Here is a 15,210-nt window from a genome sequence, read left to right as displayed (position 1 = left end):
CGAGATTCCAAGTCGAGCGCGGTACCGAGGCCGCGGCTGCAAGATATATGGATAATCCCTTCCGTGCAGGGTTTTGAACCGCCACAAGCAAGTTACCCCCGTCTGTTCGCGATATCATTCCCCGACATGTGAAACGAGGTGCGCCAGGCACCGGTCATACCTGAGGGGGGTCCATATGGCGAAGCCATCATTCCATGTTGCTTTGACGACAGCTGCCTGGCTTGCAGGGCCCTCTTGTCTGGGAGCGCAAACCCTCCCCGAACCATCGGGCCACGAAAGGCCCGTCGCAAACAATGTCGCTCGCGGACCGGCCGACGCCACCTCCGTCCCTGTTTCGGGTAAGGGGATCGCCGACATTGTCGTCACGGCCCAGCGGCGAAACGAAAACCTGCAACGTGCCGCCGTGGCGGTGACGGCCGTCGGCAGCGATGAGCTGATGCGTGCCGGCGTCTCCCAGCCGCAGGATCTGACGAAGCTGGTTCCCGCGCTCAAGCTGGCGGGCGTCGGAGGTGGCGGCACGCAGGTGACGGTGCGCGGGGTCGGCAACTTCGCCGGCAACCCCTATGCGGAGCCAGCTGTCGCGGTTAACCTGGATGGCGTCTATCTGGCGCGTTCGGGCGGGCCCGACGGCCTCTTTTACGATCTTGACCGTGTCGAAGTGCTGAAGGGGCCGCAGGGGACGCTTTATGGGCGCAACGCGACAGCGGGTGCGATCAATATCATCACGAAGAAGCCCACCAAGGATTTGTCGCTGGATGCGAGCCTGGAGGCAGGCAATTATGGGCTCTGGCGCGGTATGGCGGCGCTCAACGTGCCTGTTTCGCCGACGCTGCAGGTTCGCGCATCAGGCACGCTCACCCATCGCGACGGCTATTCGAGCGATGGCTATAACGATGACAAGACTCAGGCCGGGCGGCTGCAGCTTCGTTGGCTGCCGACGGCCCGCCTCTCGGTGTTGTTGGTCGGTGATTATGAACATGTCGGTGGGAAGGGACCAAACGGAGTCTTCTCGCCCTATCTGGTGCCTTCAAACCCGTTCCTTGGATCGACCAAGGATGGCTCGAACGCGTTGCTCAAGGACATTTCGCTTGCCATCAGCGGCGGCACCAACCCGACGCTCCTTCCGCCCATCCTTGATAACGGCTTCGTCGACCAGCGGAATTGGGGAACTAGCGCCACGATCGATCTCGATCTGGGCGGGGCCAAACTGACCGTATTGCCGGCCTATCGCCACTCCGACAATGACTATCTTCAATATAATCCGGGCTTTCCGGTATCTTCCTCGGAACGGTCACGCGCCACGTCGATCGAAGCGCGGCTCACCTCCACCGGCCATTCGCCATTGCAGTGGATCATCGGCGGCTATTTCTACAACGAGAAGATCGGTTTCGATCTATTCGCCGACCAAGGCGTCGCCTTCGCACGCACGGAACCGCTGCTTCATACCCGCAGCTATGCAGCGTTTGGGCAGCTCAGCTACGCGATCCTCCCGCATCTCAGGGCGACGGGTGGCCTGCGCTACACCGACGAACACAAAACCCAGGCCGGACGCAACGGCGGCCCGCTTCCCGCGCTTCCTGCGGGCTATAACGGGTCTCCCGCAGCTTATTACAATGCGGCCTGCCAGCCTTACGACCCGAGCACGGCGACATGCTATTTTGGCCTGACCGGTGATCTGAAAAAGCAGAGCGTGACCTGGAAGGCCGGCCTCGAATATGATGCCGGTCCTCGATCGCTGATCTACGGCAATGTCGCGACGGGCTTCAAGGCAGGCGGCTTCTTCGGCTCGCTGCCACCAAACAGCTACAAGCCGGAGACGTTGACCGCCTACACGCTGGGCACAAAGAATCGCTTCTTCGACAACAGTCTGCAGGTCAATGCCGAGGCCTTCTATTGGACGTACAAGAACAAGCAGGTCACCCATCTCGGGCCGATCCTGCCATCGGGCTTCAACCTCATCACCGAGAATGCCGGTAAGGCGACTATCAAGGGCGCCGAACTCGAAATCATCTGGCAGCCCACCCACGACGATGCGTTCAGCGCCAACCTCCAGTATCTGCACGCCCGCTACAAGGATTTCCGCTACTCGCAGACGACGGTGAGCGGGCCACCGCAGACCGCCTGCCCGACCATCCCGATCGCAGGCGCCTCTGCCGTCACCGTGGATTGTTCGGGCCGGCCGCTACCGCTCGCGCCGACATGGACCGCGAACCTTTCCTACCGCCATACCTTCGAATTGCGTGACACCAAGATCGATGCGCAGATCGGTACCCAAATCCAGAGCCGTTACTTCACCGGAGAGGAATATCTGCCTGGCGAGCTGCAAAAGTTCAGTACCGCGTCCAATGCCAGCCTCACCTGGCATCTGCACGGCGATCGTTATGCCGTCGGTCTCTTCATCGACAATATCGAGGACAGCCGGATCAAGACCTTCTCTTTCGTGCAACCGGTTGTCGGCTTGCCGGTCGTGATCCTGCGGGCACCGCGCACGTTCGGGGGGCGCTTCAGCGTCAGCTTTCGCTGACGCCTGTTGGATGGAGCGGATCGACCGATGGCCGCAACCGGCTCTCTCTTGAACGAACCGGTGATCAAATTCATTCCACACCCCAAATCACAGCTGCGGCGGATCAGGGCCGCACAGGATCAGAAACGGAGAATATTATGTACGCCGTGACGGGAGCGACAGGCCAGCTGGGCCGCCTGGTGATCAATGGCCTGCTCGAGAAGGTCTCTCCGAGCGAGATGATCGCGCTCGCGCGTGACCCTTCGGCAGCGCAGGATATTGCACAGACGGGCGTGACCGTCCGACCGTTCGATTACGACGCGCCTGATCAACTGGCGGCGGCGTTGCAGGGCGTGACGCGGCTGCTGTTCATCTCGTCTGACGATGTCGTGCGCCGGATCGGCCAGCACCGCGCGGTGATTGATGCTGCCATTGCCGCGAAGGTCGAGTTCATCGCCTATACCAGCGTCATCCACGCCGATGACAATCCGATCAGCGTCGCCCCGTCGCACCGCGAAACCGAGGCCATGCTGCGCAACAGCGGGATCACTTATGCGGTGCTGCGCAACAGCTGGTACATCGAGAACTACCTTATCGGGGCAGACGCAGCGGTCGCTCACGGCGCGCTGCTCGGCAGCACTGGCGAAGGCCGGATCTCGGCGGCGAGCCGCGCTGATTATGCGGCTGCCGCCGTCGCGGTCTTGACAGAGCCGACGCCGGATAGCCGTGTTTACGAGCTCGGCGGGGACGATGCCTTCACGTTGTCCGATGTCGCAGCCGCGCTGAGCGAGGCTTCCGGCAAGCCGGTCACCTACCATCACTTGCCAGAGGAGGCCTACCGCGATGCACTGGCAAATGCAGGCGTACCTGCGGCCTTTGCCGCGACGCTGGCATCCTACAGCGCAGACGCCGCCGGCGGCATCCTCGCCGACGACAGCCAGACCCTCAGCCGCCTGATCGGTCGGCCTACCGAGACTTTGCGCGAGATTGTCCTGCGTGAGCTTGCATGATCGCAACGGAGAGGCCGACCATGGCTGACGCCATCCTTCATTATATCCACGATCCGTTGTGCGGCTGGTGCTACGCGGCAGAACCCCTGGTGCAGGCGGTTGCCGCAGCCGGCTTCCCACTCGTGCTTCATGGTGGCGGCCTGTGGGATCCAGCAAGCCGCTCCGATGCGACGAAGCGGGCCTATATTCGTGCATCCGACCAGCGCATCGCCACGATGACCGGTCAACTGTTCGGCGCTGCCTACCTCGACGGTCTGCTCGCCGATCCCGAGACGGTCTGGTGGTCCCGACCGACCATCGCGGCCGTGCTGGCCGGCGAGGCAATCGATGGCGGTTCGGGCCTGGCGATGATGTCGGCCATCCAGCGTGCCCATTACGTCGGCGGGTTGCGCGTCGTCGACGCCGATATTCTGGTCGCGACGGCGATAGCGGCCGGTTTCGATGGACAGCATTTTGCCGAACTGCTCGAGCAAGTGCCGGTAGATCGCCATATCGCAGAGACGCGTGCGCTGATGCTGGGCCGGGGCTTGCAGGGTTATCCGAGTTTCCTCCTCGAGTGTGACGGCGAGCTTGCCCACGTCGCACACGAGGCGTTTTATGGGCGACCGGAGGCGTTCGCCGCCGCGCTCACTGCGCAGGCGCTTGGCGTGCCGGTCTGACGGGGTCGGGATCGTGAGCCGCAAATCCAAGACCGCCCCGCCGCCGGCCTGGTCCGCGACCTTTGCGGAAAAGGCCGAGATCACCGTCGCACTCTACGGCGCGCAGGCGCGTAGTCCTAGTGATCTCGGCGCTTGGCGAATGTGGATCGGTGCAGCGGTCGAGCAGGCCAACGGCCCGGACGTCTGCGAGCGCGCGCGCTTCGTCGATGCCGCAGGCTGGATGAACGAAGTCCTTATCCTGTACTGGCGCGACCCGCTTGAGCACAGAGCCTGGCTATCCTCGGCCGCCATTGTCTCCTGGTGGGGGCATGACGATCGCGTCTTGGGTCCGGTCGGCATCTGGCGGGAGATCGTCGTGGTTCCCTCGGCCCGGTTTGAGACGATACTGTCGGAGCCTGCCATCCGGATCGGATCGGGCAGGATCGCGCCCCAGGTCGAAGGTCCGATTAAGACGCATGGCTATTGGGGATCGATGCGCGATCGCCTGCCGGTCTCGCGTCACGATGCGCTGGAAAGCGATTGGGGAGAAGCCTTGGCCGTGCGCGCGAGCGGCGACGGCAGCGGCCGCCGGATTTCGGTCCGAGCGCCTGCCAATCTCGCGCTGATCCGGTCCGGCCAGGATGCTTCGCTCTGCTCGGTCGAGGAATTCTCGGAATATCAGCGCTCGATCCGCCCGGTGCTCGAGCGCGGCATGGACTACCTCCGGGATCATCCATTGGAATCCGGCTGCTGCGCGTGCCGGTTCATGACAGAGGTGGAGAAGGACGGCGAGCCCAGCGAGCGTAGTTTCGGCTTTGCCTGGTTCCTGACGCTGGGCGATCTGGAACGCTGGTCCAAGAGCCACCCCACCCACCTTGCGATCTACAACGTATTCTCCCGCTATGCGCAGGCGCAAGGGGCTGATCTGCAACTTCGCCTTTGGCACGAGGTCGCCGTCATCCCGGCCGGGGGCGCAACATTCGACTATGTGAACTGCCACGACCGGACTGGTCTGCTGGGTTTCTTCCCCCAAACCGACGCGTCCTGACCCGTCGGCATCTTTCATCGGAGTTCATCATGCCCACCCTCTATTACTGCCCGCTCGCCTGCTCGATGGCGTCACATGTCGCGCTCGAAGAAGCCGGTGCGACATTCGAGACGCAGAAGATCAACATTTTTCGTGGTGAGCACCTCACGCCGGAATATCGCGCAATCAACCCGCGAGCGAAGGTACCGGCGCTGCGCTTCGACGACGGGAGAGTGCTGCTGGAAAGCACGGCGATCCTCGGGTGGGTGGGTGACAACTTTCCCGAGGCGAAGCTACTGGGTGACGATGATCTCGATCGCGCGCGGACGATTGCAACCTGCGCCTGGCTATCGAGCACAGTACATCCGGCCTTCGCCCGTTTCGTACATCCGGAACGCTTCCTTGAGGATGCATCAGGTTATGCCGACCTGAAGGCGCTCGGTAGGGCGAACTTCTGGGATTATCTTCAGGAGATCGACAAGATGCTCGCAGGGCAGCCGTGGATCATGGGCGAGAGCTTCACCGTCGCGGATCCTTATGCCCTTGTCTTCTATCCATGGGGGAAGGAGCTCGGGCTGCCGGTGCATGAACTCGAGAATTATACCACTTTGAAAGACCGCGTGATCGAGCGTCCAGCCGCACGCCGCGCCCTGGAGCGTGAAAAGAGCGTCCTGCTGACGATGTGACAGGCGTGGCGCGGCCCGTGACCGGCCGCGCCATTTCTAATGACCGGCGGCCGACGCTGCTCGGGACGCGATGGTTTGCGCACGGTGCTGGCTGGGCGTCATCCCGAACCGCGCCTTGAAGGCGCGGCTGAAATGCGCCGGATCCTTGAACCCAGCGTCATAGCCGACCGCCGTGATCCCGATATGCGTCAACATCGGATCGCCGAGGTCGCGCTTCGCTTGGTCGAGCCGTCGCGTCCAGATCCATTCGGACACGCCCATCGACGAGTTTTCAAAGAGCTTGCGCATATAGCGTTCCGAAATGCCGTGCGCGGCGGCGACGCTCTCGCACGTCAGGCGAGGGTCTGCCATATTGCTGTCGATATAAGCGAGCACCTTCCGGCGTAGAAGCACCTGCCATTCGCTCCCTTCGATCGCAGCGCCGGCTTGTTCCGCCAGCGCGGTCGCCATCAGATCGACCATGCTCCCGTGCAACCGCGAGACGCTGTTAGGATCGAGCTGATCGAGCGAGTCGTGCAGTTGACGAATGAAGGTGGATGCGAGGCGACCCGCCGCGCTATCGCCCGCGATCCGGCGCGCCGTGCAGCTCTCTGGGTCGGCAAGACGCGATGCCACGGTCGATCGCGCAAGCCGCAGGACCAGCTGGTCGGAATGGCCATGGAAGCGCAGATCATAGGGGCGCGTCGTGTCGTAGAGGGCGAAGTCGCCGGGACGAAGCACCGCGGTGCGGCCATCCTGCTCGACCAATCCGACGCCGTCGGTCTGCAGGCTGAGCAGGAAATAGTCCTTGCTCGACTGAGCGATCATCGAGCGCGTCCGCGAGACGAAATGTGAGGATGAGCGCACGCTGGAAAACTGCACGTTGCCGAGATTTCGAGTGGATACGGAACCTTGGAAATCGGTGGCGGCGATGCCGCCACATTCGAGTTCCACGAACGTCTGGCAGACCACGTCGCGCCAGAATGCCACACGATCCTTTTTTGCCACCTGCTCGGTGCTCAGATCCACTTCCATCTGCATCGTCCCGATAGGATTCCGTGAAGCTGGGCGCGACATCCCCGTTCGTCAAGATTGGAGCGGCGATCCGAGGTCGATGGCCGCCCGAGGCAAGGGCGCAGGCCGGTCCGGTCAAATCGTGTATCGCGGCCTCGCAAGCCCTTGGGATCTGGTCCGGTCCGGTCAACCATCGCAACCGGGGCAGGCAAGCGGTCCCGACTCAAATCGGCATAAGGTTCTGCGAGAGCCGGCAGCAACCTTTGCTGTGCAGGAAGCATGAGGAGTGCCCCGTGGGCCAGAAAATCAAAGCCGCAGCCGTTCAGGCCGCGCCAGCCTTCCTCAACCTCGCTGCTGGCGTCGAGAAGACATGCTGGCTGATCGAGGAGGCAGCCGCGAACGGTTCGGACATCGTCGCTTTTCCCGAAGCCTGGATCCCAGGATATCCGTGGTGGATCTGGCTCGATGCACCGGCTTGGGGCTTTCAGTTCGTCGAGCGCTACCACGAGAATTCGATCTCGGTTGGTAGCAGGGAGATGGAGCGGATCCGTCGCTGTGTCGAGCATGCGGGCATCCATGTCGTGATCGGCACGAGCGAACGAGATCACGGCTCGCTCTATCTCGGCCAGACCCTGATCGCGCCCGACGGACAGGTGCTTCATGATCGGCGAAAACTGAAGCCCACCCATGTCGAGCGCAGCGTCTTCGGCGAAGGAGACGGCAGCCACCTGGCCGTGCATGACACCCCAATCGGACGCCTCGGCGCCCTGTGCTGCTGGGAGCATGTCCAGCCGCTCACCAAATATGCGCTCTTCTCGATGCACGAGCAGATCCACGTCGCCTCCTGGCCGAGCTTCTCGCTCTATGAAGGTAAAGCCCACGCGCTCGGACCGCTCGTCAGCAAGTCGGTGTCGCGCGTCTATGCCGTCGAGGGCCAGTGCTTCGTCATCGCTAGCTGTGCGGTCCTTTCGCAGGAGATGCAGGACATGCTGTGCGATACACCGGCCAAGCGCGAGCTCCTGCCGGTGGGTGGCGCCTATTCGATGATTTACGGTCCCGATGGCCGCGAACTGGCGGAATATCTGCCCGAGAATGAAGAGGGGATCGTCTATGCGGAGCTCGATCTGGGCGAGATCGCGCTCGCCAAGTCGGCGGCTGACCCGGTCGGCCATTATTCCCGCCGCGATGTGACCCGACTGCTGCTCAACCGCAATCCGCTTCGCCCGACCGAGGATATGTCGGGGCCGGAGACCTCAGATGCCCGCAACGAGCCCGTCGACATCGAGGCGGAGCCGGTCTGATGACGGCCCTCGCAGGCAGCCTTGTCTTGGGCGAGGCGGAAGGGCCGTGGTTCGATCATGTTCGGATCGTCGACCATCAGGAGATCGCGGCTCTCGTCGCTGAATTCGCTTGGCGGATCGATCTCGGAGAGACCGATCGCGTGGCCGAACTCTTCACGCCTGAGGGATGGTATGGCCGTGAGGACGGCGCACGCAGCATCGGACGCGAAGCGATCCGCGATGCCTATCTTCGTCGCGGCGAGGGCAGTCCGGGCCGCATATGCCGCCATCTGTTCAGCAATTTGCGGATCCGCTTCGAAACGGAGGATACCGCCGCCGGTCTGTCGACCCTAACACTGTTCGCCGGTGATGGCACGGTACCGCTTCGCGCGGAGGTCGCACTCGTCCAGGATTATGTCGATTGCTACGAACGGGTCGGCGATCGCTGGTTGTTCGCGTCCCGCGAAACACGGCGCCTGTTCGTCGGCGCGGGCTTCCAGGATGTCCTTCGATTGGGTGTCGGATCATGACGGCCGGACCCCAGCTGGTGTGCGTTTCGCATTCCCCGCTGATCCTGCATCGCGCCCGCGCGCCGATCGAGGAACCGGCGCTCCTCGCAGACTATTCCCGCTGCGTCGCCGCCATCGAGGCGATGCGGCCCGACCGCGTTGTCATCTTCGCGACCGATCATTTTGCCGGTTTCCCTTACAGCAACATGCCGGCTTTCTGTATCGGCCTTGCAGGCCATGCGATCGGGGACATTGGCGGTTTCGACGGAAAGCTCGACGTCCCGCGCGAGGAAGCGCTCGGCCTGATTCGGGATCTCCGCGCAACCGGGTTCGACCCGTCATGGTCGCAGGAGATGCGGGTGGATCATGCTTTCTCGCAACCACTCCACCGCCTGCTCGGAGGCGTCGGCGCCTATCCGGTTATCCCGATCTTTCTGGGCTCGCTTGTCCCGCCACATCTGCCGTATCGCCGGACTCGGGATTTCGGAACGGCCGTGGGGAAAGCGTTGGCGCGCCTCGATGGTCGCACGCTCTACATCGGGAGCGGCGGTTTGTCGCATCATCCGGACCGGTATTTCCCGCTGCTCGGGCATGCGACGCCCGACGTTTACGCTTATCAGCTCGACGGCAGCGCCGGCGGCAGCTTCACTGACGAGCAGTGGCTGACCAGGCTTCACGACATGCACGTCGAGGGGGCCGAGATGCTCGTCGATGGGCGCCGCACGGCGAAGGACATTCATCTCAACCCGGATTTCGACAGGCAATTCCTGGCCGTGATCGAGGACGGGAATCTGTCGGCTTTCGATAGTCGCACGCCCGAAGAGGTCATGGACGTCGCGGGTTTCGGCGCGCTGGAACTGCATGCGTGGCTTGCCGCTGCGGCCGCCTATGACGCCGCTGGAGGGGGCGTTCGGCCGCATTCGATCTACGCGCCGGCGCTGGAATATGGCCTGGGCTATGGCATGGCCGACACCTTCGAGACGGGGATGGCATGATGGACGCGCGCTTCGACCTGATCGATCTCGAGCCCGAGACTGATCGACGCGTCCGCGAACTCTGGGGCCGTCCGCCGATCAATCTCTATCGTGTCCTCGCGCACCAGCCGCGGATCGTCAGCGCCTGGACCGAATGGAATAATGAGGTGCGACACGGTTGCACGTTGCCGCGCGCGTTGCGCGAGCTGATCTTCTTGCGCAGCGCGATCCTCCAGAAATCGCTCTACGAATGGGGACAGCACGTCGGCATGGCCCGCAGGGCCGGTATGGACGAAGCCAGGATCGAGGCGATCGAATATTGGCAGGCCGCAGATATCTTCGATCCGCGCGAGCGGATCGTGCTGCGATGTACCGATGAGATCACGGCGGGCGCGCTGTCTGACCGTGCGTTCGTGGCGTTGCGTGAAATCCTGTCTTCCGGCGAGGCAATCGAGGTGATTGTCACGGCCAGCCACGCCTGCATGCTCGCCCGCGTCATCCAGGCGCTTGCTGTCACCGATGATGGCGAGCGTGTCGCGGCGGAGCCCACCCCAAAGGAGAATTGACGTGCGTTTGGCGAGCTTCGCGACTGGGTCCAGGGCGACGTATGGCGTCGGCGTCGAGGATGGCATCATCGATGTCGCAGCGCTCGCGCGGTCAGCGGGGCGATCGTTTCCCTTGACCCTGCAGGCCCTGGTGGAAAAAGGCGCGGAGGAACTGACTGCGCTCGCTCGTGCGCTCGAAAATTTTCAAGGGGAGACGATCCCCCTCGACCAGGCCACCTTCCTGCCGCCGATCGCCAGACCCGGCAAGATCGTGTGCCTCGCGCTCAACAATTCCGCCAATGCCTCGCGTATCCTGTCGGGCCCCTCGACCCCGGCCTTCTTCTCCAAGCCGGCGTCTGCGCTGATCGGTCACGGCGCGGCGATCCCACTGCGGCAAATCTATGGCCGCGTCCATCCGGAGCCCGAGCTTGCCGCTGTCATCGGCCTGGGCGGCAAGGACATCGCCCAAGAGGATGCCTATGCCCATGTCTTCGGCTATACCGTCCACAACGACATAACCTCACCGACGATGCGCACCGAGGACACATATCATTATCGCGCGATCTATCCGGACGACGGTGAGGGGGGCGTCCGCTATGTCGACACCCATGTGAGCTATCCCGGCCGCTACAAGGGCGCCGACGGCTTCGCCCCGATGGGGCCATGGATCGCCACGCGTGACGCAGTGCCTGACCCCCACGCGCTAGCGATCTCCTGCTGGCATGACGCGACGCTGATCACCAGCGACAACACCGCGAACCTCACCCATCATCTACCCGATGTCATCGCCTGGGTGTCGAGCTTCATGACTCTGGAAGCCGGCGACGTCATCTCGCTCGGCACCGCGCTGAGCGCTGCGCAGAAGACCGGCATGGCGATCCAGAATGTCGACCTGAACAGGCTCGGCGGCACCGTCACCGTCGAGATCGAGATGATTGGTCGGCTGACCAACTCGGTTTCGGGATTAGCGTGAGCCAGCTCGCCGATCACGATGGAGCCGATCGTCGCTGGTTCAGTTACGAGAACGCCCTCCTGTCGCTGCTCTTCGCGACATTCGGTTTCGTTTTCTTCGATCGCCTGGCCCTCCCGATCATATTTCCTTTCATCGCCGTCGAGCTTCATCTCGATACCCGCCATCTTGGGGCTCTCGTCGCGGGTCTCGGTCTGACATGGGCCCTCTCGGGCTGGCTCGTCGGCATGCTGTCGGACCGATGGCGGGCGCGCAAGGCGATGCTCGTTGCGGCCGTCACGATATTCTCCCTGACCTCCGCTCTCTCCGGCATGGTGTCGAGCTTCGGACAGTTGCTCGCGGTGCGGCTGCTGATGGGGGTCGCCGAAGGCCCGGTGCTGCCGCTTTGCCAATCGATCCTCGCTACATCGTCGAGCAGCGACAGGCGTGGCTTGAACATGGGCTTGCTGCAGGCGTCGGCCTCCGGATTGCTCGGCGCGCTCGCCGCGCCATTCGTACTCAACGCGCTGGCCGAAGCCTGGGGCTGGCGCGTAGCTTTCTATCTGTCCTGTCTGCCGAGTCTCATGCTGGCCGGACTCCTCGCGATCGTCGTACGAGAGCCAAGTGAGGAGGCGTTCGCGCCCAGGGACCCAAAGGAGACCAGAGGCAAGGCGGGAAATGGTCGCAGAAACGTGGCGATCTGCATCGCGATCAGTTGCTGCTTCGTCACCTGGTTCATGAATATCATGACCTTCGCTCCGACATATCTCATCCATGACCGTCATTTTTCGGTTTCCATGGAAAGCGTGGTCCTGACGGCGGCCGGGCTCGCCTACGTCATGTGGGGCTTTGTCGTGCCTGGCCTGTCTGATCGGTTCGGGCGCCGGCCTGTACTGGTGATTTTCGCCGCCCTATCTGCTGGGGCGCCGGTCACCTTCTTGGCCGCCGGTTCGCCATGGTCGATGGCCGCAGCCGTGGCGCTGACCTTTGCAGGACCCGGCTGTTTTCCGCTCTTCATGGCGACCGTTCCTGCCGAATCTGTCGATCCACTGCGTGTGGCGGGTGCGTTGGGTCTGGTGATGGGGGTCGGGGAGATTGTTGGGGGGTGCGCGATGCCCTATATTTCGGGGCTTGGTTCGATGGCGCTCGGGCCCGATCTTCCATTCGCCATCGCGGCGATCGGTGCCATCGCCTCGACCCTGCTCGCGCTGTTCCTGACAGAAACGAGGCCCCGTCTGGCAAGACTTGGGTGACTGACATAGGGGCGACCGAGAGGCGAGCCGGGGACGATCGGCGGGTGGGCCCTCGTCGCGACGGATGGACCCGGTGCAGATGCAACCGGATGCGGTTCTAGCCTGTCGCCCCTCTATCGAAGTTCTGGGCCGGGAGACGTGGCTGCACCCCGATCGCCGAACTCGACCCATCCCAACCCGTCTGCTGCAACCGCGGTCTCCAGAAACGCTATGGACCGAACCCCTTCGCGGATATGCGCTATCGTCCGCTGCGATCCGCTGCTTGGCAAAGGGTATCAAGGGTGCCCAGCATGCCACGCTGAAACCGGCCGCGAGGAAGGTGAGACGAACACCAATGCCCGATAGGCGCCGCTCGTCTCCACGGCGCGATGACAGTTTGTCGAGGCTCATCACAGGTCACTGGCCATCATGGCGATCCTGGTGTCCGTTGACGGTCTGTCACGGTTCATGAGCGGTCACAGCCCCGAGCCCTTGAGACCGATCAGCCGCGGTGGATATCGCACCCGCGCTCCGAAATGCGGCGTGATCGTTGTCAGGTTGCCAAGCGCGGAAGGCCTCCCGCGCAACGCGCTCACGGGCCGCAACTATTCGGGTGCAAATGTCCTCATCCTCTGGGGCGAAGTAATCGCGCGGGAATATCCCTCGCAATCGTGGCTGACCTCCCGGCAGGCGCTGGAGGCGGGTGGCAATGTCTGCAAGGGCGAGAAGGGGGCGACCGTCGTCTATGCCGACCGGTTCACGCCCGAGGCCGAGAAGGCGCGCGAGAGAAGCGGGCGACGACGCCAAGGAAATTCCGTTTCTCAAGCGCTTCACCGTCTTCAATGTCGCGCAATGCGAGGGCCTCCGCCCCACGCTGACGGGCGATCCCGCGCCGTTGCCCGAGCGCGAGATGGTGCCCGTCATGGAAGAACTGATCTTGGCCAGCGGAGCGGATTTCCGCATCGGCGGGCCACGCGTTTACTACGTGCCGTCCGAGGATTTCATTCAGGCGCCGCCGCAACCGGCATTCTTCGAGCAGATCAATTATTACCGCACCGCGCTGCACGAACTGACCAACTGGACCGGCCACAGCTCCCGGCTTGCCTGCGATCTCACTGGCCCGTTCGGCACGGGGAAATATGCGCGCGAAGAACTGTGCGCCGAAATGGGGTCCGCCTTCCTGTGTGCCGCGCTCGGCATAGAGCGGGCGCCACGCGCTCATCGAGCGCGCGCATGATTTCACGCTTGCGCCCTAGCGGCCGACTCTCGAGCGCCAGATCGGCAAGCCGGTCTCCGGCATCCTGCGCGAGGCGGGCACGAGATGGACGGTCGGTCGCGAGAGCGGCGGGCCGAGCATAGGATGATCGGGGTCGATCGGTCCTCGGAGGTGTCGGATGCCTGGCGGTGAGGCGTCCGGCGCTCCAACAGCGCATGTTTCGGTTTCCGCCGAAACATCAGTGACACGTCCTGTGCTAAAGACGCGCCATGACGACGGGAGGCAACATGGCGGCGGTCGGGCGCCTGATCGGAGATCCGGCACGGGCCAATATTCCCGATCTTCCTGCTCCTTCCAGGCGGCATGGGCCTCGGCGTGCCGGCGATGACGACGGCGCTCCTCGCGGACGTCGACAAGGAGCATGCCGGGATCGCATCGGCGGTGCTCAATGCGGCACGCCAGGCCGCAGGCGCGATGGGCGTTGCGGTCTTCGGTTCGCTGGCGGGCGACATGCCCGGCCAGATCGTCATAGGCCTGGGTGTGTCCGCGATCATCGCGGTGGTTTTGCTCTGTCTTGCCGCTGCGATGGCCGCAATCCTCATGGGGCGACTAAGGTCCTCCGGGACCGATGCGGTACGTCGGCCGGCATAAGCCGGCCTTCCGTCGTGATTGCTCGGCCGCAGCGTTGGGCGGTAAGGTGGCAACAGGGCGTCGAAACCTGCGGAGGATGCCAGTGCCTATTCCCGCGACGACGGGCGCGTTTGCGATCGTGCCCCACAATGATCTCGCTGGCGCGATTCCGTTCTGGGAGCGGCTCGGCTTCAGCCGCACCGGTGGCGACGCCCAATATGCGATCATGACGGGCTGGGACTGCGAGGTCCATCTGACGCAGGCCGGCGAGGGGCCGTGGCGGGTTCCCGAAAGCCATAACCCGTTCGGTGTCTTCATCCGAACGCCGCAGGTCGACGCGATCGCCGCTTTGGTCGACGATCTCGTGATCCGGCCGGGCGGCATCCTGCGGCATCGGGAGTGGGGTCTCTACGAAGTCGGAATCGCGGGACCGGACGGCATGCTGATCCGGATCGGGTGGCCGTCGCGGTTGATGCAGCCGGAGCCCTGATGGTAGCGTATGCCGTCTCTGGATAGGGGAGGATGCCATGCCCGATGACTTAGTGACCGGCGTGGTGATCGAAACGTGCTCAGCGGCGCACGTCAGTGCCTGGGCGGAGCTTCGGACCGAACTCTGGCCGGATGGCACGGCCGGTGAGCATCTCGATTTCGCCATCGCTGCGGTCGGCGAGCCGACACGGCTGGCGGCCTTCCTGGCACGGGACGATGACGGCCATCTGCTCGGCTTCGCGGAAGCGTCGCTCCGGTTCGATTACGTGAATGGCTGCTCGACGTCTCCGGTCGCGTTTCTCGAAGGCCTCTATGTCCGCGAAGCGGTGCGACGGCGGGGGGTCGGGCGGGGCCTGATCGCGGCGGTCGAGCTGTGGGCGCGGGAACGCGGCTGCACCGAACTCGCCTCGGACGCGCTGATCGACAACGATGCGTCGCATCGCGCCCATGAAGGCGTGGGTTTCGCCGAAACAGAGCGCGTCGTTTTCTTCCGCAAGGACCTGGATATCCAAATCCCGAAATAGCACTC

The 15,210-nt window shown here is 63.6% G+C and carries 15 protein-coding genes and 1 pseudogene; 15 read left to right on the top strand and 1 reads right to left on the bottom strand.

Annotated features, from left to right (window positions below; translation table 11 throughout):
• The first annotated feature begins 73 nt into the window (after positions 1-73).
• The 5 genes from HZF05_RS16845 (at position 74) to HZF05_RS16825 (ending at position 5,864) form a co-directional block, all read left to right on the top strand.
• On the top strand, positions 74-2,524 hold the full coding sequence (locus HZF05_RS16845; RefSeq protein WP_246332058.1) for a TonB-dependent receptor: 2,451 nt from the start codon (positions 74-76) through the stop codon (positions 2,522-2,524).
• Positions 2,525-2,661: 137 nt separating this feature from the next.
• Complete coding sequence (locus HZF05_RS16840) at positions 2,662-3,513, top strand: SDR family oxidoreductase (protein ID WP_160362953.1); 852 nt, start codon at positions 2,662-2,664, stop codon at positions 3,511-3,513.
• Between the two features lie 20 nt (positions 3,514-3,533).
• On the top strand, positions 3,534-4,172 hold the full coding sequence (locus HZF05_RS16835) for a DsbA family protein (RefSeq protein ID WP_160362952.1): 639 nt from the start codon (positions 3,534-3,536) through the stop codon (positions 4,170-4,172).
• On the top strand, positions 4,111-5,199 hold the full coding sequence (locus tag HZF05_RS16830) for a phenylacetaldoxime dehydratase family protein (RefSeq protein WP_160362951.1): 1,089 nt from the start codon (positions 4,111-4,113) through the stop codon (positions 5,197-5,199). The genes HZF05_RS16835 and HZF05_RS16830 overlap by 62 nt, the downstream gene beginning before the upstream one ends.
• Positions 5,200-5,228: 29 nt before the next feature.
• The gene (locus HZF05_RS16825) at positions 5,229-5,864 is read left to right on the top strand and encodes a glutathione S-transferase family protein (protein ID WP_160362950.1); all 636 of its coding nucleotides are present in this window, start codon (positions 5,229-5,231) and stop codon (positions 5,862-5,864) included.
• 36 nt (positions 5,865-5,900) lie between these two features.
• Here the strand turns inward: HZF05_RS16825 and HZF05_RS16820 are convergent, their stop codons facing one another.
• Complete coding sequence (locus HZF05_RS16820) at positions 5,901-6,878, bottom strand: AraC-like ligand-binding domain-containing protein (RefSeq protein ID WP_246332057.1); 978 nt, start codon at positions 6,876-6,878, stop codon at positions 5,901-5,903.
• Positions 6,879-7,150: 272 nt separating this feature from the next.
• On the opposite strand from HZF05_RS16820, the gene HZF05_RS16815 reads away from it, so the two are divergent.
• From HZF05_RS16815 to aac(6'), 10 genes and pseudogenes are all read left to right on the top strand, one after another.
• Positions 7,151-8,158: a nitrilase-related carbon-nitrogen hydrolase gene (locus HZF05_RS16815; protein ID WP_160362948.1), complete on the top strand. Its 1,008-nt coding sequence runs from the start codon at positions 7,151-7,153 to the stop codon at positions 8,156-8,158.
• A complete protein-coding gene (locus HZF05_RS16810) occupies positions 8,158-8,667 on the top strand; it encodes a nuclear transport factor 2 family protein (RefSeq protein ID WP_160362947.1) in 510 nt (169 codons plus the stop codon). Before HZF05_RS16815 ends, HZF05_RS16810 begins: the two co-directional genes overlap by 1 nt.
• Positions 8,664-9,641 (top strand): DODA-type extradiol aromatic ring-opening family dioxygenase, encoded by a 978-nt coding sequence (locus HZF05_RS16805; protein ID WP_160362946.1) that lies wholly within the window; start codon positions 8,664-8,666, stop codon positions 9,639-9,641. Before HZF05_RS16810 ends, HZF05_RS16805 begins: the two co-directional genes overlap by 4 nt.
• Positions 9,638-10,186, top strand: coding sequence for a carboxymuconolactone decarboxylase family protein (locus HZF05_RS16800; protein WP_181638902.1), 549 nt, complete (start codon positions 9,638-9,640; stop codon positions 10,184-10,186). Before HZF05_RS16805 ends, HZF05_RS16800 begins: the two co-directional genes overlap by 4 nt.
• Positions 10,187-10,298: 112 nt before the next feature.
• A complete protein-coding gene (locus HZF05_RS16795) occupies positions 10,299-11,138 on the top strand; it encodes a fumarylacetoacetate hydrolase family protein (RefSeq protein ID WP_220129885.1) in 840 nt (279 codons plus the stop codon).
• Complete coding sequence (locus HZF05_RS16790; RefSeq protein WP_160362944.1) at positions 11,135-12,367, top strand: MFS transporter; 1,233 nt, start codon at positions 11,135-11,137, stop codon at positions 12,365-12,367. Before HZF05_RS16795 ends, HZF05_RS16790 begins: the two co-directional genes overlap by 4 nt.
• Before the next feature lie 552 nt (positions 12,368-12,919).
• A pseudogene (locus tag HZF05_RS16785) lies at positions 12,920-13,583 on the top strand (ArdC family protein); the annotation flags it as partial.
• Between the two features lie 363 nt (positions 13,584-13,946).
• Positions 13,947-14,213 (top strand): MFS transporter, encoded by a 267-nt coding sequence (locus tag HZF05_RS16780; RefSeq protein ID WP_160362943.1) that lies wholly within the window; start codon positions 13,947-13,949, stop codon positions 14,211-14,213.
• A gap of 82 nt (positions 14,214-14,295) precedes the next feature.
• Positions 14,296-14,682: a VOC family protein gene (locus HZF05_RS16775; RefSeq protein WP_246332055.1), complete on the top strand. Its 387-nt coding sequence runs from the start codon at positions 14,296-14,298 to the stop codon at positions 14,680-14,682.
• Between the two features lie 64 nt (positions 14,683-14,746).
• Complete coding sequence (gene aac(6') / locus HZF05_RS16770; RefSeq protein ID WP_425505635.1) at positions 14,747-15,205, top strand: aminoglycoside 6'-N-acetyltransferase; 459 nt, start codon at positions 14,747-14,749, stop codon at positions 15,203-15,205.
• The last annotated feature ends 5 nt before the right edge of the window (positions 15,206-15,210 follow it).

The sequence above is a fragment of the Sphingomonas chungangi genome, from assembly GCF_013778325.1.
Lineage (GTDB): Bacteria > Pseudomonadota > Alphaproteobacteria > Sphingomonadales > Sphingomonadaceae > Solisphingomonas > Solisphingomonas chungangi.
Note: the sequence above shows the minus strand (reverse complement) of the source record. Positions and strands in the feature narration are given on the sequence as shown.

Bases quoted from the DNA above. Each gene is read 5' to 3' on its own strand.
- HZF05_RS16820 (WP_246332057.1), bottom strand. From the start codon at position 6,878: ATGGAAGTGGATCTGAGCACCGAGCAGGTGGCAAAAAAGGATCGTGTG.
- HZF05_RS16810 (WP_160362947.1), top strand. From the start codon at position 8,158: ATGACGGCCCTCGCAGGCAGCCTTGTCTTGGGCGAGGCGGAAGGGCCG.
- HZF05_RS16825 (WP_160362950.1), top strand. From the start codon at position 5,229: ATGCCCACCCTCTATTACTGCCCGCTCGCCTGCTCGATGGCGTCACAT.
- HZF05_RS16840 (WP_160362953.1), top strand. From the start codon at position 2,662: ATGTACGCCGTGACGGGAGCGACAGGCCAGCTGGGCCGCCTGGTGATC.
- HZF05_RS16835 (WP_160362952.1), top strand. From the start codon at position 3,534: ATGGCTGACGCCATCCTTCATTATATCCACGATCCGTTGTGCGGCTGG.
- HZF05_RS16830 (WP_160362951.1), top strand. From the start codon at position 4,111: ATGGGCGACCGGAGGCGTTCGCCGCCGCGCTCACTGCGCAGGCGCTTG.
- HZF05_RS16805 (WP_160362946.1), top strand. From the start codon at position 8,664: ATGACGGCCGGACCCCAGCTGGTGTGCGTTTCGCATTCCCCGCTGATC.
- HZF05_RS16780 (WP_160362943.1), top strand. From the start codon at position 13,947: ATGACGACGGCGCTCCTCGCGGACGTCGACAAGGAGCATGCCGGGATC.
- HZF05_RS16800 (WP_181638902.1), top strand. From the start codon at position 9,638: ATGATGGACGCGCGCTTCGACCTGATCGATCTCGAGCCCGAGACTGAT.